Genomic DNA, 17,416 nt, shown 5'->3' on the forward strand with positions numbered 1-17,416 from the left:
TTGCTGACTACTGCGCGGGCGCAGGAGCTGGTGTTGCCGGAGCCGGCTCGGCAGGCTTCTCAGGTGTGATGCTCTTGGTGGTCGAGTTATCGGTTGCCGGAGGCGTTGCGGCCGGCGGCGTGGCTTCCGGCGTCGCCGGCTTCATCGGCTGTTCGGCGGCCGGCGGATTGGTGCTCTGGGTGGTGGTGTTGTCCGTGCCGCTGTCGCTACAGGCAGCAACGCCGAGCAACGCCAAAGCGGAAACGGACGCAAGAATGAGCTTTTTCATAACATCTCTCCTTCACTACACGTTCACGTTGCGGTGAACGGTCGAAGGGGAAATGCATCAGACGGCCATGAGTTTCGTAACGTTGCGTTTCCATATGTAACATCATCTGGCCCGTTTGCGATTGCCGGCCAGACAACGGCGAACTAACAGGATGTGTTGAGCAAATCGAACTGAAACTGCCGGGAGCTGCCATGACCGCGACGTGGGATTTCTGGATCGATCGCGGCGGCACCTTCACCGACGTCATCGGCCGCGACCCGCAAGGCGGGCTGCATCCGCGCAAACTTCTCTCCGAAAATCCCGAAGCCTATGCCGATGCCGCCATCCAGGGCATTCGCGACCTTCTCGGCCTGTCCTCCGGCGGCGCAATCCCGCCGGGCCTGATCGGCGACATCAAGATGGGCACCACCGTCGCCACCAACGCCCTTCTGGAGCGCAAGGGAGACCGGGTTCTGCTGCTCATCACCAAGGGGTTTCGCGACGCGCTGAAGATCGCCTATCAGGCGCGGCCGGACATCTTCGCCAAGGAGATCATCCTTCCAGAACAGCTCTATGAGCGCGTCATCGAGATCGACGAGCGCGTGCGCGCCGACGGCAGCATCGAACGGCTGCTCGACATCGCGGCTTGCCGGCCGGCGATCGAGCAGGCGAAAGCCGATGGCATCGACGCCGTCGCCATCGTCTTCATGCATGCCTGGAAATACCCCGACCACGAGAAGGCAGTGGCAAAAGTCTGCCGAAAACTGGGCTTCGGCCAGGTTTCCGTCAGCCATGAAGTGTCGCCGCTGATCAAGCTGGTCGGCCGCGGCGACACCGCCGTGGTCGACGCCTATCTGTCGCCGATCCTGTCGAGATATGTGCAGAAGGTGGCTGGGGAATTGGGCGCCGCGCCCGGCCAATCTCCCCACCTCATGTTCATGATGTCCTCTGGCGGGCTGACCGCCGCCGACATATTCCAGGGCAAGGACGCGCTGCTATCCGGGCCAGCGGGCGGCGTTGTCGGCATGGTCGAGACGGCGAAGCTTGCCGGCTTCGGCAAGGTCATCGGTTTCGACATGGGCGGCACCTCCACTGATGTCGCCCACTATGACGGCGAGTATGAGCGTGCCTTCGACACCGAGGTCGCCGGCGTGCGGATCCGCGCGCCGATGATGCGCATCCACACCGTCGCCGCCGGCGGCGGTTCGGTCCTCCACTACGAGGCCGGCCGTTTCCGCGCCGGCCCCGATTCCGCCGGCGCCAATCCCGGCCCGGCCGCCTATCGCCGCGGCGGGCCGCTGGCCGTCACCGATGCCAATGTCATGCTGGGAAAGCTGCAGCCCGATTTCTTTCCGAAGATCTTTGGTCCCGCCCAGGACCAGCCGCTCGACGTCGAAACGGTGCGCGAAAAATTCACCGCACTGGCCGCCGAAATCGGCGACGGCCGCACTCCCGAGGCTGTCGCCGAAGGGTTCGTCACCATCGCCGTGGAAAACATGGCCAATGCCATCAAGAAGATTTCCGTCCAGCGCGGCTACGACGTCACCGAATATCTGCTCAATTGCTTCGGCGGCGCCGGCGGCCAGCATGCTTGCCTGGTTGCCGACGCGCTCGGCATGGAAGCGGTGCTGATCCATCCCTTTTCCGGCCTGCTGTCGGCCTATGGCATTGGACTGTCCTCGGTTTTTGCCTCGCGCCAGCAGGCGCTGCTGAAGCCGCTGGCGGAAGAGTCCAGAACCGAGATCGGCAACCTGATTGCCACCCTGAGAAAAGCCGTCTTCGCCGAATTCGCAGTGCAGGGCATCGCCGAAAACATGGTTGCCGCTAAGCCGGTGCTTCACATTCGATATGACGGCACCGACACGACACTGCCGGTGAATTTCGAGGAAGACTCGATTTTCAAGGCCAAGCGCGATTTCGAAATTGCCCACAAGGCGCAGTTCGGCTTCGTCTATGACAACAAGCCGATGATCGTCGAGACCGTCGGCGTCGAGGGGACCGACACCGGTGGCACGGGACGCGACGAAAGCGATTCCGCGCTCGAAGACATCGCCGCAAGTCCTTTGGAAGTTAGAAAAATCTTTTCCGACGGCATCTGGCGCGACGCCGGCATCATTCGCCGCGAAGGGCTCAAGCCCGGGCATAGAATTGCCGGCCCTGCGCTGATCATCGAGCCTAACCAGACCATCGTCGTCGAGTCGGGCTGGCAGGCCGAGATCACCGCCAAGAACCATGTGCTGTTACGCCGCGTCGAGGAGAAGCAGCGGCAGGCAGCGCTCGGCACCGAGGCCGATCCGGTGATGCTGGAAGTCTTCAACAATCTGTTCATGTCGATCGCCGAGCAGATGGGCGTGACACTGCAGAACACCGCCTATTCCGTCAACATCAAGGAGCGGCTGGATTTCTCCTGCGCCGTCTTCGACCACAACGGCGCGCTGGTCGCCAATGCGCCGCACATGCCGGTGCATCTAGGCTCCATGGATCGTTCGGTCGAAACCATCATCCGGCTGAATTCCGGCGACATCCACCCCGGCGACGTCTTTGCCCTCAACGCCCCCTACAATGGCGGCACCCATTTGCCCGATATCACCGTGGTGACGCCGGTTTTCGACGACGCTCAGCAGAAAATCCTGTTTTGGGCCGCCTCGCGTGGCCACCACGCCGATATCGGCGGCACGGCGCCCGGCTCGATGACGCCGCTCGCCACAACGGTCGACGAGGAAGGCGTGCTGTTCGACAATTTCCGCATTGTCGATCGCGGCCGCTTCCGCGAGAAGGAACTGGAAACGCTGCTCACCGACCACCGGTGGCCGGCCCGCAATCCGCACCAGAACATCGCCGACCTCAAGGCGCAGATCGCCGCCAACGAGAAAGGCGTCGCGGAACTGCGCAAGATGGTCGCGCATTTCGGCCTCGATGTCGTCGAAGCCTATATGGGCCATGTCCAGGACAACGCCGCCGAGAGCGTGCGCCGCGTGCTGGAGCGGCTGCCGGACGCTTCCGAATATGAATATCCGACCGATACCGGCCAGCTCATCAAGGTGAAGATCACGGTGGATCGGCAACGGCGCGAGGCGACTGTCGACTTCACCGGCACGTCGCCGGTCATGAAGAACAATTTCAATGCGCCCGAGCCGGTTGCCCGCGCGGCGGTCCTCTATGCCTTCCGCGTCATGGTCGAAGACATGATCCCGATGAATGCCGGCTGTTTGCGGCCAATCAACATCATCATTCCCGACGGCTGCATGCTCAAACCCGCCTACCCTGCCGCCGTCGTGGCCGGCAATGTCGAGACCTCGCAGCACGTCACCAATGCGCTGTTCGGCGCCATGGGCGCCATGGCCAACGCGCAAGGCACCATGAACAACCTGACCTTCGGCAACAAGCACTACCAGTATTACGAGACGATCTGTTCCGGCTCACCCGCCGGCCGAATGAACTCCGGCCGCGGCTTTGCCGGCACTTCCGGCGTCCATACCCACATGACCAATTCGCGCCTCACCGACCCGGAAGTGCTGGAGCTGCGCTTTCCCGTGCTGCTCGAGGATTTCCACATTCGGGAAGGTTCCGGCGGCAAGGGCAGATGGAGCGCCGGCGACGGCACCAGGCGCACCATCCGTTTCCTCGAGAAGATGGAATGCGCGATCCTGTCCTCGCATCGCAACCGCCCGCCGCAAGGCTTGGACGGTGGCGGCGACGGCGAAGTCGGCTCGACCAAGGTCCGCCGCAAGGACGGCGCGATCGACCTGTTGAAAGCCTGCGACCAGACCGTGCTTCAGGCCGGCGACGCCGTCATCCTGACGACGCCGACGCCGGGCGGGTTTGGCAAGGCCTGAAGCTACGTCAACAGGCTGTCACTGGCCTGTCATGACCCTGCGCTACCCGCTTGCGCCAAAGCAAATGGGGAATCACCTTGCCATGACGGACGTTTCCGCAGATCTGGTTTTTCGCCGCGGCAAGGAAGTTGGAAAGGCCGTCTACCAGAACCGCCCGCTGTCGAAAGCCGGCATCTCGGAGCGGCTGTTCGCCTTCCTGTTTTCCGGCCTCGTCTACCCGCAGATCTGGGAGGACCCCGATGTCGACATGGAGGCGATGCAGCTTGGCCAGGGCCATCGCGTCGTCACCATCGCCTCCGGCGGCTGCAACATCCTCGCCTACCTGACCCGTTCGCCAGCACAAATTGACGCCGTCGACCTCAATGCAGCGCATATCGCGTTGAACCGCATGAAGCTGGAAGCCGTGCGCCACCTGCCTGCGCAGGGCGATCTGTTCCGCTTCTTCGGCGCCGCCGACACCAGCCACAATTCGCAAGCCTACGACCGTTTCATCGCGCCGCATCTCGACCCGGTCAGCCGTCACTACTGGGAGCGCCGCAACTGGCGCGGCCGCCGGCGCATCGCGGTCTTCGATCGCAATTTCTACCAGACCGGCCTGCTCGGCCTGTTCATCGCCATGGGCCATCGCACGGCAAAGTTCTTCGGCGTCGATCCTGCCGGCATCATGCAGGCCCGTAACATCGGCGAGCAGCGCCGCTTCTTCAACGAGAAACTGGCGCCGGTCTTCGACAAGCCGCTGCTGAAATGGGCGACGTCGCGCAAAGCCTCGCTGTTCGGCCTCGGCATTCCGCCGGCGCAGTATGATTCGCTGATCACGTCGGGCGACGGCACCATGGCCAGCGTGCTCAAGGCCCGGCTGGAAAAGCTCGCTTGCGATTTTCCGCTGGAGAACAACTACTTCGCCTGGCAGGCCTTCGCCCGCCGCTATCCGAATCCCGGCGAGGCCGCCCTGCCCGCCTATCTCGAAAAGCAGAATTACGAGACCATCCGCGGCAATGTCGACCGCGTAGCCATCCACCATGCCAATCTGATCGAGTTCCTTGCCGGCAAGGATGCAGGCGCGGTCGACCGCTTCATCCTGCTCGATGCGCAGGACTGGATGACCGACGACCAGCTCAATGCGCTATGGTCCGAAATCACCCGCACCGCGTCGGCCGGCGCCCGCGTCATCTTCCGCACCGCCGCCGAACCCAGCTTGTTGCCCGGCCGGGTTTCCAGCTCGCTGCTCGACCAATGGACTTATCAGGACGAGGCCTCGCGCGAATTCTCGACCCGCGACCGTTCGGCCATCTATGGCGGCTTCCACCTCTACGTGAAGCGCGCAGCATGAGCACCACCGAGCTGCCGGCCAGCCATGCCGAGCTGATGGACGGCGTCTATCGCTGGCAGCGTCACATCTACGACCTGACCCGCAAATACTATTTGCTTGGCCGCGACCTGATGATCTCGGGACTCGACGTGCCGGCCAGCGGCACCGTGCTTGAACTCGGCTGCGGCACCGGCCGCAACATCATCTTGGCCGCCCGTCGCTATCCCGACGCCCGCTTCTTCGGCCTCGATATTTCGGCCGAGATGCTGGAGACGGCCGGCACTGCCATTGCTCGCGAAGGCTTGTCGGGCCGCGTCACGCTGGCGAGGGGCGACGCCACCGATTTCGACACAGACGCGCTTTACGGTGTAGAACGGTTCGACCGCATCTTCGTATCCTATTCGCTGTCGATGATCCCTGGTTGGGAAAAGACGGTGTCGGCGGCACTTGCTGCGCTGTCATCGAATGGTTCGCTGCACGTCGTCGATTTCGGGCAGCAGGAAGGCCTGCCGGGTTGGTTCCGGGCACTGCTGCGCGGCTGGCTCAAGAAGTTCCATGTCGCGCCGCGCTCAACCCTGCGCGAGGTCCTGGAATCGGAAACTCGTCGAACCGGCGCAAGCTTCCGTTTCCGCACGCTTTATCGCGGCTATGCGTGGCTGGCCGTGATCGGGCCGCGTCCGTAGAAGCTAATGTAGCGCGGCCACCAGGGCCCCAACGATCGCCTGAGGGCGGTAGCCGAGCTTGGCCGGCGTCAGCCCGAGCCGCACCACCACCAGTTGCTCAGAGGGAATGATGGTCACCGTCTGCCCGTCATGGCCTTCCATCCAGTAGGTGTCCTTGGGCAGGCCCGCCGCCACGCCAGCGCCGGGCTTTTTCTCGTCGCCCGGTGCCTCGATCCACAACTGGCCCTTGCCGTAGACTTTCGAGGCCGGCGCCGGCTCCCGCATCCAGTCGACGAAGCCGGCCGGCAGCACCTGGTTGCCGTTCCACACGCCCCCTTGCAGCAGGAACTGGCCGAAGCGGGCCCAGTCATGCGCAGTCGCATAGAGATAGGACGAGCCTACGAAGGTGCCCTGTTCATCGGTCTCGAGCACCGCGCTGTGCATGCCGAGCGGCTCGAACAGCGCCGTTCGTGGCCACGTCAGCGCCTTTCCCTTGTCGCCGATCGCGTCCTGCCAGAGGCGCGACAGCATCACCGCCGTGCCGCTCGAATAGGTAAACACTTTGCCGACCTCGGCCACCAGTGGCTTGGCTTCGGCGAAGCCTGCCATGTCGGGTTCGAGGTAGAGCATGCGCGTGACGTCGGCAACGTCGCCATAGTCCTCGTTGAACTCCAGTCCACTCGACATCGCCATCATGTCGGCAAGGCTGATCGCCGCGCGGCCATCCGCCTTCCATGGCGTGAACAGGCCTTTGTTGTCGACCGCCATCTTGCCGTCCTTGACCAGCGTGCCGACGATAGCGGCGTTCACCGTCTTGGTCATCGACCAGCCGAGCATCGGCGTCTTTGCCGAGAATCCCGCGCCATAGCGCTCGGCGACGACGCGGCCATTCTTGACCACCACCACCGCACGCATGCCGGTGCCGGTCAGCGCCGCATCGTCGAGCAGCTTGGCAATCACCGGGTCCTGTGACGGCTCGACCCGCTCGCCCTCCGGCCACAGCGCGTCCTGGCTGACCGCCGACGGTTCGGCATAGACCGCCGTCCGTCGCGCCTTGCCGACATCGCCATCGGGAACCGAGGCGCAGCCCAGCCCATCACGGGCGACAGCGAGGCTCTTGCCAAGGAAGCCGAGCAGGCCCGCCGAGACCGTTCCCCTGTTCTTGTCCACCGAGACCCGCATCAGCCGCAGCAGCGGGTGCCCAGGCGCCTGCACGTCGACCGCTAGCACCTCATTGGCGTCGCGACCGGCGATGAAGACGTTCGAGCAGACAATCTTGGCCGAATAGCCCGAACCGACACGGATCAATTCCGGCGGTGCGATGTAGAGCCAGGCGAAGAGCGCGGCGATCGCCAGCACGACCAGGCCAAGCAGCCATCTGACGATCTTGGCGACGGTCCGCATTTGTTTCCTCCCAGGCCCCTGCCTGACGCTTATGTCATCGATTTGCCGCCATTGCTTCCGCAAATCGCAGTGCTTGTCGAGCGCCGTCAACCTGATATCAACCATGTTCGGCGATCAATGCATGTCGCCCAAAACTGCGCAGCGGTTTTGGGACAACGACATGCACGAGAACGAAGATACCGGGCGATGCTGTGGGGCGATCGCTCGTCGGGGGCCAGACCAAGCGCCGGCCATCAGTGCACAGACCCATCAGCGACCGGCTGAATCCGGCTCGGGAGTTGCGATGCGCCGTCTTGCGGGCCTCATCATGCTGACGCTGCTTAGCGCCTGCTCGACGGTGGACGATCTCTCGCCGCTGTCGCCGTCTGCGTCCAGTAGCCCGACGACGGTTGCCGTGCGCGCGCCGCGCTTCGCCGATTCCAAGCCGCATGAATGGGACAGCGGCGCGCCGTGGAACTATGCCGTCCACGGCACCGATGTGTCCAAATATCAGACGTCGGTCGACTGGCCGGCTGCCAAGGCCAGCGGCATCTCCTTCGCCTTCATCAAGGCGACCGAGGGCGGTGACCGCTTCGATGAATATTTCAACGAACACTGGGCCCGCACGAAAGCCGCCGGCGTCCCGCGCGCGGCCTACCACTTCTTCTACTTCTGCACGCCCGCCGCCCAGCAGGCGCGCTGGTTCATCCAGAACGTCCCGGTCGATCGCTCGGCGATGCCGCCAGTCCTCGACATGGAGTGGAACCCGAAGTCGCCAACCTGCAGGTTGCGTCCCGATGCCGCCACGGTGCGCGCGGAGATGACCACCTTCCTCGAAATCGTCGAACGGCACTATGGCAAGAAGCCGATCATCTACACCTCGGTCGACTTCTTCGACGACAACCAGCTATCGACCTTCCGCGGCTATCCCTACTGGCTGCGATCCGTCGCCGGCCATCCGCGCGAAAAATACGGCAGTCACCCCTTCACCTTCTGGCAATACACCGGAACCGGCATCGTTCCGGGCATGACCGGCAAGTCCGACATCAACGTCTTCAACGGCAGCGAAGCTGCGTGGAACAAGTGGTTGCGGCAGAACACCCGTTGAGCCCGGTTCAACGGCAACGAGGTCGCCTGGAAAAAGGGGGCTGTGGCAGAACACCCGTTGACCTAGGTTTAACCGCAGCGAAGCGGAGCGGAATAAGAGGCTTCGGCAGAACACCGTTGACACCGGGCCTGCCGCTTGCTTTTCGACACAGCCGGCGGCAAAGAGTGCAACCGGCGGTAATCAAGGGCGTTGGGGCTTCCGAGGGGGGCACGACAAATGCCCTCATTCGTTCGAAAGGAAGCTGATGCGACTGCATTCCCAAGCCCTCGCGGCGCTCTTCTTGTGCGCCACGGCCTTGCCGGCGATGGCGCAGGAATGTGGCGGCGACTTCGAAACCTGGAAGCAGGGCGTAGCGGCGGAAGCCAAATCGGCTGGTGTCGGTGCAGTGGGTCTGGACGCGCTGGAGGATGCCACCATCGACGACAAGGTCCTGGCGCGCGACCGCGCCCAGGGCGTCTTCACCCAGACCTTCACCGAATTTTCGAACCGCATGATCTCGGCCTACCGGCTGAAGCAGGGCGCGGCGAACATGAAGAAATACGCCGATGTCTTCGCCCGTGCCGACCAGCAATTCGGCGTCCAGGCACCGATCATCGCCGCCTTCTGGGCGCTGGAGACCGATTTCGGCGCCGTGCAGGGCGATTTCCACACGCTGAGCGCCCTGGTGACGCTGTCCCATGATTGCCGCCGCCCGCAACTGTTTCGGCCTCAGCTCGTGCCACTTCTGGAACTGATCGATCGCGGCGTCGTGCCGGCCGATGTCAGGGGTGCCTGGGCCGGTGAGATCGGCCAGACGCAGATCCTGCCTTCCGACTATCTGGCGCGCGGCGTCGACGGCGATGGCGACGGAAAGGTCGACCTGCGCGGCAGCGTGCCGGATGTGATCATGACCACTGCCAACAAGGTTCTGTCGCGTGGCTGGAAACGTGACGAGCCCTGGATCCAGGAGGTCCGCGTGCCCGACGACATGCCGTGGGACCAGACCGGGCGCACCAACAAGCTGCCGCTGACACAATGGGCACAATGGGGTGTCACCTACCCCAGCGGCGCCCCGTTGGTCGACAATGGCCTGAAAGCGGGCCTCGCGCTTCCGATGGGCCGCAAGGGGCCAGCCTTCCTCACCTACGACAATTTCGATGTCTATCTCGAATGGAACCAGTCCTTCACCTACGCGCTGACCGCTGCCAACCTCGCCGCCAGGCTGGCGGGCGCGCCACAGTTCGATCCGCGCAATCCCGAGACCGGCCTCAACAACGAGCAACTGAAGGCGCTGCAGACCAGGCTGGAAGCCAGGGGCTACGATGTCGGCACGGTCGATGGCATCCTCGGCACCAACACCCGCGAAGCCATCCGCAAGGAGCAGATGCGTCTTGGCCTGCCGGTGGACGGCTGGCCGACGCCGGAGCTTTTGGCGAGGCTCTAGTGAGTGCGAATAGTAAGTAGTGAATAGAAGGGCTGCTTCTACTCACCACCTCACTAATTCGCCATCGTCTCCAAACTCGCAAAGCCTTGCGGCGCGTCGCCTTCGTCGAACGGCGTCGTTACCTCGACGAAGGTGTCGGGGTAAAAGCCGTTGAAGCGGGTCCTAAGCGACAGCGAATAGGCGCCGATATGGCCGATCTCGATCCAGTCGCCCGTGTCGACCGTTTCAGGCAGCCAGAATGGCCGCGACAGGATGTCGACAGAATCGCAGGTCGCGCCGCAGACCTTGAACGGCACGATGTTCTTTTCCTCCCCATTGCGCGAGCGGATCGCCGGATCGGGGATGAAACGCGCCGGCAGCGTGATCTTGCCGGTCCAGGAGTCCGACAGCGACGCCCAGATGCCGTCATTGATGTAGAGCCGCTTGCCCTTGCGCAAGAGCACCCGCACGATCAGCGACAGGCAGCGCGCCACGATCACCCTGCCGGGCTCGGCCACCAGCGGTATGTGGTCGAATTGGTATTCCTTGAGGTCGCCGGAAAGCCGCGACATGATCTGGCCGAGCGACGGCATCTCGATGTGCTTGCGGTTCGGGTCGTGGCCGTACTCGGCTGGAAAGCCACCGCCGACATCGAGCCCGGCAATGTCGAAGGTCAGGCGGTTGCGCACCCAGTCGGCCGAGGCCAGCGCCCGCTCATAGGTATCGGGATCCTCGATCTGGCTGCCGACATGGAAACACAGGCCGACCTTGTAGCCAGTGCGGTTCAGCCGCTCCGCCAGCTCTACCGCATAGGCCGGCCCGGCGCCGAACTTCTTCGACAGTTCGTAGGCGGCAAGCCCCTTGGTCTGCACCCGCACGAACACGGCTATCGCGCCTGGATCGATGTCGAGCGCCCGCACCACCCGTGTCAGCTTGGTGATCTCGTCCTCATGGTCGAGCGAAATGACACGGATGGCGTACTTCTCCAGTGCCAGCTTGATGTCCGACTGCGCCTTGACCGGATGCATGTAGAGCATCTCGGCATCGGGTGAGACCGCGCGCACGGCGGCGAACTCGCCTGGCGAGGCGACGTCGAAAGCAGTGACGCCGGCCTCAACCAGCGCCTTGAGTACGATCGGCTCGCCATTGGTCTTGACCGCATAGGCGGTCTTGCCGGGGAACATGCCCATGAACTGCCTGGCATCCGCCATCAGCACCTGCGGGCGGAAGCAATAGACCGGATCGTCCGGGCGAAGCGCCAGTGCCGCCTCGCGGGCATTCTCGAATCGCTGCATGGACGAATCCTCATGTCGGCTGCGCACAATTAATCCAAGCTAGCGGCTAATGAAAACAATTCTGTGTCTCGTGGCACTGACGCAGCTGCGCTAGGTCCAAGTGGCAGTGTTTGCCATCAGTCAGGTTTCGGGTGGCCCTTGTCGCCAGACCCGATATGCGTTCTGGCTGACCGGCTGGCATTCAGGCCGTCTGGGGAGGACGATTGACATGGCAATGGCCGCGACATCAGCGCCACGCGGGCCGATGGTGCTCAAGGACTGGGGACAGCTCCTGCTGCTCGGTGCGATATGGGGTGGCTCGTTCTTCTTTGCCCGCATCGCGGTGGCGGAACTTCATCCGCTGGTGCTGGTGCTGTTTCGCGTCGCCATCGCGGCGATCGCGCTGCAGCTCTATCTCGCCATTCGCGGACCGTCTTTCCGCCTCGCGCTTCCCCATGCCGGCCTGTTCTTCCTGCTGGCATTGACCAACAATGTCGTCCCTTTCTCGCTGATCTTCGCCGGCCAGACCCAGCTTGGCGCCGGCGTCGCCTCGGTGCTCAACGCAACGACGCCGTTCTGGACGTTGATCCTCGCCAACGCGCTGACATCAGACGAAAAGCTCTCCTGGAACAAGCTGGCCGGCATTGCGCTCGGCGTCGCCGGCACGGCGCTGATGATCGGCCCCGGCCTGCTTGCCGGGCTCGGCGGCCCGGTCTGGGCCAAATTCGCGCTGATCGGCGCGTCGCTGTCCTATGGCGTGGCGCTGATGGTCGCCCGCCGCTTCAAAGGCGTGCCATCGCCGGTCATCGCCACCGGACAATTGACCGCCTCGACCATCATCATGATCCCGATCGTGCTCTTCGCTTATGGCCCTGCCGGTCTGTTCTCCGCCTCGCCTCCGGTCTGGGCGGCGGTGCTGGCGCTGGCGCTTTTGTCCACCGCCTTCGCCTACATCCTTTATTTCAACCTCGTCGCCTCGGCCGGCGCCACCAATGCCTCGCTGGTCACGCTCATCGTGCCGGCCAGCGCCATGCTGCTCGGCTTCCTGTTCCTCGGCGAACGGCTCGAACTGTTCGAAATCGGCGGCGTGGTGCTGATCGCACTTGGCCTCGTGACTATCGACGGACGGCCGTTCGGAAGGCGTTAGAACCGCGGTAGCGCTGCCATGACACGATAGTGACACATCGCCGCCACATTTTGTTCACAGGTCTGAAGCGGGTTTTTGCCGAAGAGTTTCAATGCCTAACGGCAAAAGGCGGGTCGCAAATCTGGCAATCACGTCGCAATGCAGCACATTTTTCGCTTGCCTGTGGCACAAATGAACCTAGACTCTCGGACATAGCTCTTTAAGAGGAGGCTATGTCATGGGACTTACGAGGCCTATCAACGCATTGATGATCTGTGCTGCGTTCGCCTTCATCGGAGCCCTCATTATGGGCTTTCTTCCCTGACCCGCCAAGACGGGGAAGACCAGCACCACATAGTCAAAACCATCGAAAAAGGCCGGGTTTTTGCCCGGCCTTTTTGCATTTCGGAAGCTCTTTGACGCAATCCCGAACGGGGAATTGCTCTAGGCCGCGGCGGTACCGGCCGACTCGGCTTCGTGTGAACGGATGCCGATCATGTGGCAGATGGCAAAAACCAGATCGGCTCGGTTCATCGTATAGAAATGGAAATCCCCGACCCCGCGCTCGACCAGGTCCATGACCTGTTCGGCCGCCACCGCCGACGCCACCAGCGCATGCGTCTGCGGGTCCCGGTCAAGGCCCTCGAACCGCTCCGCCAGCCAGCCGGGCACATGCGCGCCCGCCCTGGCGGAGAAGTTCGCGACCTGCTTGAAACTGTGAACCGGTTGGATGCCCGGCACGATGGGGATGTAGATGCCGGCGCGGCGGACGCGCTCGACATAGCGCTCGTAGAGATCATTGTCGAAGAAGAACTGGGTGATGGCGCGCGTCGCACCATTGTCGACCTTGCGTTTCAGCATCTCGATGTCGGTGGCGAAATCGGGGCTCTGCGGGTGCTTTTCCGGATAAGCCGCGACGGAGATGTCGAAATCCGCGATCTTCTTGAGTCCGGCGACCAGTTCCGCACCATTCTCGTAGCCACCGGGATGCGGGCGATACGGTTCGCCGACACCCGAGGCCGGATCGCCGCGCAGCGCCACGAACCGGTTGATGCCGATCGACTTATAGTCCTGGATGACCGCGTCGACCTCGTCGCGCGTTGCACCGACGCAGGTCAGATGCGCCGCGGCCGGAATACCGGTTTCCGTCAGGATGCGCTTTACCGTGCGGGCTGTACGCTCACGCGTCGAGCCACCGGCGCCATAGGTCACCGAGACGAATTTCGGCTTCAGCGGCTCCAGCCGGGTGACCGTGTCCCACAGCCTCGCCTCCATCTCGTCGGTCTTGGGCGGGAAGAACTCGAAGGAAACCCTGACCTTGTCGCCAATGTCGGGACGGCGGGAAAAGCGGAACTGGTTCATCAGGCAATTTCCCTTATCTGCCTTGTGTCATTGGAAGGATCGGCGATCAGCAGGCGCCGGTCGCGCCCAAGCCAGAGTTTGACGGTGAGCCTGGCTTCGTTGCCGCCGCGTGGCTCGAACTCTTGGCTGTCCTCGAGATCGAGGCCGGCTTCCGCAAACCAGTCGGCGATCTGCCGGTCGGAAAAGCCGAGCCGCATATGCGCGTGTTCGTCGCGCAGGAATTCCAGCGTGTGCGGCGCGAAGTCGACGATGACCAGCCGTCCGGTTGGACGCAAAAGCCGCGCCGCCTCGTGGATGGCGCGGGCGGGATCGTCGAGATAGTGCAGCACCTGGTGGATGGTGACGAGATCGAAGGCGTCGCGCTCGACCGGCGGCGCGAAGATGTCGCCCTGCCGCACCTGAGCATTCGAAACACCTGCCTTATCGAGATTGGCACGCGCAACAGTCAGCATCTCGCGCGACATGTCGATGCCGACACCGCGCCGGTACAGGGGCGAGAAGATTTCGAGCAGGCGCCCAGTGCCGGTGCCGAGGTCCAGCATTGACTGGAACGGCCGCTTGCCGACCAGCTTCAGCATCGCGGCTTCGACGGCGCGGTCCGGCACATGAAGCGAGCGGATATGATCCCAGCTTGCCGCATTCACCGAAAAATACTCGGCTGCCCGGTCCTGCCGCTTGCGTTTGACCGAGCCCAGCCGCTCGAGATCGCGCTCGACCTGCGGGTCGGCGCCGCGAATGCTGGAAACCAGCCCCATGACGAAGCCGCGCGCGGAATCCGCATCAGACAGGCGAAAGAAGGCCCAAGACCCTTCCTGGTAGCGGCCGATTAGCCCGGCCTCCAGCAGCAGCTTGAGGTGCCGCGAAACGCGCGGCTGCGATTGACCGAGAATTTCGGTAAGATCGGAAACGGTGAGGTCGCCGCGCGACAACAGTGCCAATATGCGCAGGCGGCTGGATTCGGCCGCCGCCTTCAATGTGTCCACCATGGTGTCGAGCGAGACATGCATCAGAGTATTCTCTTTGAAAAAGATATAAACATATGTTTATGTCGATTTTCGCATCCTTGCAAGCGCTATGTCGCTTCCGGACAAGAAAATGCCGCTTGCGTGATCCCTTGGTGCATGTCGCCCAAAAGTGTGTAGCGGTTTTGGGGCAACGACATGCACGTCCAAAGATGCGAGGGCGCAATGACCGGACCACGTGAGATGTTCGAGGCGCGCGACGGCGAGCAGAAGCTGGAAAACGATCCGGCACTGATGCCGGCCGACGGCGGCATCGTCTTCATCGGCCGCATCACCTCGCCATGGACGACACGGGAGACCTGCCCTAAGAACATGCGCGCCGCGCGCGAGACCGGGCAGCCGGCCGTGGTGACCATCGACGCGCCCTATCGCAGCGGCCTGCAGGGGCTGGAGCGCGCCAGCCACATCATCATCCTGTCCTGGATGCATCATGCGCCGCGGACTCTGATTGTGCAGAAACCTCGCCATGCGGCTGAAGCAAAAGGCGTATTCGGCCTGCGCTCCCCTGCCCGACCGAACCCGGTCGGCCTGCATGTGGCAAAACTCGTCGGGCTCGACATCGGCACCGGCCGCCTCGATCTCGACGCCATCGACGTGCTCGATGGCACGCCGGTCATCGACATAAAACCCTACTTCGCCTCGACCGATGCCTTCGCCGAGGCGACCATTGAAGGGCGCGACGAGCCCAATCGGATTCGGCGATGAGAGCAGCGCCGACCGGCCGCCGCCGCGCCATCGCCAAGGCGCTGACAGCACTGCTGCCGCTGGCGCCCTATGCCGACATGGAGAAGATCCGCGCGGATGCCGGCTCGGTTCACATGAAGACGTTGCCACCGACCATCGCCGTGTGGTTGGCGACCATTGCCCACATCCGCCACGTGCACACCGATTATGAAAAACTGCTGGGCGAAGGCTATGACCGCGACTCGGCGCGTTTCTTCGTCATCGAACAGACCAACATCATGCTCACCCGCTGGCGAGCCACGCGACTGCTCGATGCCGACGACGAGGAGGAATGAGGCAGAGCCTGTTATTGCCGCGTCAGCACGGCGACCGCATTGTAGGGCTGGCCGTCCGCCTGGCCGGTCCATGTCCAGGACAGATTTCCCTTGAAAAACCTGACGGTGACGTTGCCGCCGTCGATGCACTTGTCCTGACCGTAAGTGATGCTCTCATGGTATTCCGCTGATGTCTCGTCGCTGGACGTCTGGGACAGGGATCCGCCGCAGCCAAGTGACGGATAGTCGATCGATGCGCCGCTATCATTGATCGTCATAGCGATCGACCAGTCGGCACCGGTGGCCCCGGCCGGGCTCTGGTGGCCGCTGCCGACCCAGGTGCCGCTCAGCGTCGGCGCATTCACCGCGCAAGGCACGTTTTGGAAGATCGGCGTCAATTCGCTGCCGGTTTTCTCGCAGCGATAGGTCTGGCCGCTCTGGCACAGTTCCTCGCCTTCGCGCGCGCATTGGGCACTGGCTTGGCCTGTGGCGGCGAAAATCATCATGGCTGCGATGACGGTCCCGAACCTGCCCATGTCCCCTCCCGGTCAGAGCCCGCAACATAGGGCAATTCCAGTCCAATGTATCGGCCGGATCGCCATCGAGGACGAACGGCGCCTGTCGGCTGGCTCTATGCCTTCCGCGTGGCGCCGATAGCCTGCCGATTCCGCCTTGCGCGAGAGGACGCCCCGATGAGCCAGACGATCGCAAGACCGAATGAGAAGCCACTGCCAACGGTCAGCGACAGCCACGTAGACCCGCATTCCTATCCCGACGGGGTTGCCTTCCTCGACGGCCAGTACCTGCCGATGTCGCAAGCCAAGGTCTCGGTGTTGGACTGGGGTTTTCTGCATTCCGACGCTACCTACGACACCGTGCATGTCTGGAACGGCCGCTTCTTCCGCCTCGACCTGCATCTCGACCGTTTCTTCAGCGGGCTGGAAAAGCTGCGCATGACGATCCCCTTCGACCGTGAACGCGTGACCGAAATCCTGCACAATTGCGTGGCGTTGTCGGGACATCGCAGCGCCTATGTCGAAATGCTGTGCACGCGCGGCGCCTCGCCGACCTTCAGCCGCGACCCGCGCCAGGCGGTCAACCGCTTCATGGCGTTCGCGGTGCCGTTCGGCTCTGTCGCCAATGCCGAGCAGTTGCAACGCGGCCTGCGTCTCGCCATCAGCGACAAGGTACGTATCCCGCCGGGCTCGATCGATCCGACGATCAAGAACTACCACTGGCTCGATCTGGTGCGCGGCCTCTATGATGCCTATGACCGCGGCGCCGAGACCGCGCTGATTCTCGATTTTAACGGCAATGTCGCCGAGGGCCCGGGCTTCAACGTCTTCTGCGTCAAGAACGGCAAACTGTCGACGCCGGCCATTGGCGTGCTGCCCGGCATCACCCGGCGCACCGTCTTCGATCTCTGCGCCGAACAAGGTCTCGACGCCGTCGCCACCGATGTCAGTGTCGCCGCTTTGCGCGAAGCTGACGAGGTCTTCATCACCTCGACCGCCGGGGGTATCATGCCGGTGACGGAGATCAACGGCGACCGGATCGCGAACGGCAACGTCGGCCCGATCACCAACCGCCTGATGACGCTCTATTGGCAAAAGCACGACGACCCGGCATGGTCGAGCCCGGTGCAATACCCCTGATCAACAAGGCGGTCTGTTCAAAAAGATTTCCT

Annotated in this window: 15 protein-coding genes; 9 read left to right on the top strand and 6 right to left on the bottom strand. The window is 63.2% G+C overall.

Annotation, left to right across the window (positions count from 1 at the left end; genetic code table 11):
• Positions 1 to 7: 7 nt before the first annotated feature.
• The gene (locus tag AC1D08_RS10015; RefSeq protein WP_109668284.1) at positions 8 to 268 is read right to left on the bottom strand and encodes a hypothetical protein; all 261 of its coding nucleotides are present in this window, start codon (positions 266 to 268) and stop codon (positions 8 to 10) included.
• Between the two features lie 191 nt (positions 269 to 459).
• Here AC1D08_RS10015 and AC1D08_RS10020 point away from each other — a divergent pair, with 191 nt between their 5' ends.
• Genes AC1D08_RS10020 through AC1D08_RS10030 form a run of 3 tightly spaced genes read left to right on the top strand, consistent with a single transcriptional unit; the run spans position 460 to position 6,075 of the window.
• On the top strand, positions 460 to 4,083 hold the full coding sequence (locus tag AC1D08_RS10020; protein WP_477423039.1) for a hydantoinase B/oxoprolinase family protein: 3,624 nt from the start codon (positions 460 to 462) through the stop codon (positions 4,081 to 4,083).
• Between the two features lie 31 nt (positions 4,084 to 4,114).
• Positions 4,115 to 5,413, top strand: coding sequence for a BtaA family protein (locus AC1D08_RS10025; protein ID WP_477423041.1), 1,299 nt, complete (start codon positions 4,115 to 4,117; stop codon positions 5,411 to 5,413).
• Positions 5,410 to 6,075 (top strand): class I SAM-dependent methyltransferase, encoded by a 666-nt coding sequence (locus tag AC1D08_RS10030; RefSeq protein ID WP_457150354.1) that lies wholly within the window; start codon positions 5,410 to 5,412, stop codon positions 6,073 to 6,075. Before AC1D08_RS10025 ends, AC1D08_RS10030 begins: the two co-directional genes overlap by 4 nt.
• A 3-nt stretch (positions 6,076 to 6,078) precedes the next feature.
• On the opposite strand, the gene AC1D08_RS10035 is transcribed toward AC1D08_RS10030, so the two are convergent.
• Complete coding sequence (locus AC1D08_RS10035) at positions 6,079 to 7,458, bottom strand: serine hydrolase domain-containing protein (RefSeq protein WP_457150355.1); 1,380 nt, start codon at positions 7,456 to 7,458, stop codon at positions 6,079 to 6,081.
• Between the two features lie 283 nt (positions 7,459 to 7,741).
• Here AC1D08_RS10035 and AC1D08_RS10040 point away from each other — a divergent pair, with 283 nt between their 5' ends.
• Complete coding sequence (locus AC1D08_RS10040; RefSeq protein WP_457150356.1) at positions 7,742 to 8,545, top strand: glycoside hydrolase family 25 protein; 804 nt, start codon at positions 7,742 to 7,744, stop codon at positions 8,543 to 8,545.
• Positions 8,546 to 8,789: 244 nt separating this feature from the next.
• Positions 8,790 to 9,968, top strand: coding sequence for a lytic murein transglycosylase (locus AC1D08_RS10045; RefSeq protein ID WP_477423043.1), 1,179 nt, complete (start codon positions 8,790 to 8,792; stop codon positions 9,966 to 9,968).
• 53 nt (positions 9,969 to 10,021) lie between these two features.
• On the opposite strand, the gene AC1D08_RS10050 is transcribed toward AC1D08_RS10045, so the two are convergent.
• Complete coding sequence (locus tag AC1D08_RS10050) at positions 10,022 to 11,242, bottom strand: alanine racemase (protein ID WP_457150358.1); 1,221 nt, start codon at positions 11,240 to 11,242, stop codon at positions 10,022 to 10,024.
• Positions 11,243 to 11,450: 208 nt separating this feature from the next.
• On the opposite strand from AC1D08_RS10050, the gene AC1D08_RS10055 reads away from it, so the two are divergent.
• Entirely contained in the window at positions 11,451 to 12,368 is a 918-nt protein-coding gene (locus AC1D08_RS10055; protein WP_477423045.1) for a DMT family transporter, read from the top strand.
• Positions 12,369 to 12,791: 423 nt separating this feature from the next.
• On the opposite strand, the gene metF is transcribed toward AC1D08_RS10055, so the two are convergent.
• Together metF and AC1D08_RS10065 are read right to left on the bottom strand one after the other, a co-directional pair.
• Positions 12,792 to 13,709, bottom strand: a complete 918-nt coding sequence (gene metF / locus AC1D08_RS10060) for a methylenetetrahydrofolate reductase [NAD(P)H] (RefSeq protein ID WP_457154112.1) — start codon at positions 13,707 to 13,709, stop codon at positions 12,792 to 12,794.
• Entirely contained in the window at positions 13,709 to 14,716 is a 1,008-nt protein-coding gene (locus AC1D08_RS10065; RefSeq protein WP_457154111.1) for an ArsR/SmtB family transcription factor, read from the bottom strand. Before AC1D08_RS10065 ends, metF begins: the two co-directional genes overlap by 1 nt.
• A 180-nt stretch (positions 14,717 to 14,896) precedes the next feature.
• Here AC1D08_RS10065 and tsaA point away from each other — a divergent pair, with 180 nt between their 5' ends.
• Entirely contained in the window at positions 14,897 to 15,436 is a 540-nt protein-coding gene (gene tsaA / locus AC1D08_RS10070; protein ID WP_457154110.1) for a tRNA (N6-threonylcarbamoyladenosine(37)-N6)-methyltransferase TrmO, read from the top strand.
• Positions 15,433 to 15,750 carry a DUF2293 domain-containing protein gene (locus tag AC1D08_RS10075; protein ID WP_457154109.1) on the top strand — a complete coding sequence of 106 codons (318 nt, stop codon included), beginning with the start codon at positions 15,433 to 15,435 and terminating at the stop codon, positions 15,748 to 15,750. The genes tsaA and AC1D08_RS10075 overlap by 4 nt, the downstream gene beginning before the upstream one ends.
• An 11-nt stretch (positions 15,751 to 15,761) precedes the next feature.
• Here the strand turns inward: AC1D08_RS10075 and AC1D08_RS10080 are convergent, their stop codons facing one another.
• Positions 15,762 to 16,265, bottom strand: coding sequence for a hypothetical protein (locus AC1D08_RS10080; protein ID WP_477301997.1), 504 nt, complete (start codon positions 16,263 to 16,265; stop codon positions 15,762 to 15,764).
• A 156-nt stretch (positions 16,266 to 16,421) separates the two neighbouring features.
• Here AC1D08_RS10080 and AC1D08_RS10085 point away from each other — a divergent pair, with 156 nt between their 5' ends.
• Positions 16,422 to 17,384, top strand: a complete 963-nt coding sequence (locus AC1D08_RS10085) for a D-amino acid aminotransferase (protein WP_457151692.1) — start codon at positions 16,422 to 16,424, stop codon at positions 17,382 to 17,384.
• Positions 17,385 to 17,416: the final 32 nt, after the last annotated feature.

Source organism: Mesorhizobium sp. P2_E6, from assembly GCF_056403835.1.

Bases quoted from the DNA above. Each gene is read 5' to 3' on its own strand.
- AC1D08_RS10055 (WP_477423045.1), top strand. From the start codon at position 11,451: ATGGCAATGGCCGCGACATCAGCGCCACGCGGGCCGATGGTGCTCAAG.
- AC1D08_RS10065 (WP_457154111.1), bottom strand. From the start codon at position 14,716: ATGCATGTCTCGCTCGACACCATGGTGGACACATTGAAGGCGGCGGCC.
- AC1D08_RS10030 (WP_457150354.1), top strand. From the start codon at position 5,410: ATGAGCACCACCGAGCTGCCGGCCAGCCATGCCGAGCTGATGGACGGC.
- AC1D08_RS10080 (WP_477301997.1), bottom strand. From the start codon at position 16,265: ATGGGCAGGTTCGGGACCGTCATCGCAGCCATGATGATTTTCGCCGCC.
- AC1D08_RS10075 (WP_457154109.1), top strand. From the start codon at position 15,433: ATGAGAGCAGCGCCGACCGGCCGCCGCCGCGCCATCGCCAAGGCGCTG.
- AC1D08_RS10040 (WP_457150356.1), top strand. From the start codon at position 7,742: ATGCGCCGTCTTGCGGGCCTCATCATGCTGACGCTGCTTAGCGCCTGC.
- AC1D08_RS10020 (WP_477423039.1), top strand. From the start codon at position 460: ATGACCGCGACGTGGGATTTCTGGATCGATCGCGGCGGCACCTTCACC.
- AC1D08_RS10050 (WP_457150358.1), bottom strand. From the start codon at position 11,242: ATGCAGCGATTCGAGAATGCCCGCGAGGCGGCACTGGCGCTTCGCCCG.
- AC1D08_RS10085 (WP_457151692.1), top strand. From the start codon at position 16,422: ATGAGCCAGACGATCGCAAGACCGAATGAGAAGCCACTGCCAACGGTC.
- metF (WP_457154112.1), bottom strand. From the start codon at position 13,709: ATGAACCAGTTCCGCTTTTCCCGCCGTCCCGACATTGGCGACAAGGTC.
- AC1D08_RS10045 (WP_477423043.1), top strand. From the start codon at position 8,790: ATGCGACTGCATTCCCAAGCCCTCGCGGCGCTCTTCTTGTGCGCCACG.
- tsaA (WP_457154110.1), top strand. From the start codon at position 14,897: ATGACCGGACCACGTGAGATGTTCGAGGCGCGCGACGGCGAGCAGAAG.
- AC1D08_RS10035 (WP_457150355.1), bottom strand. From the start codon at position 7,458: ATGCGGACCGTCGCCAAGATCGTCAGATGGCTGCTTGGCCTGGTCGTG.
- AC1D08_RS10015 (WP_109668284.1), bottom strand. From the start codon at position 268: ATGAAAAAGCTCATTCTTGCGTCCGTTTCCGCTTTGGCGTTGCTCGGC.
- AC1D08_RS10025 (WP_477423041.1), top strand. From the start codon at position 4,115: ATGACCCTGCGCTACCCGCTTGCGCCAAAGCAAATGGGGAATCACCTT.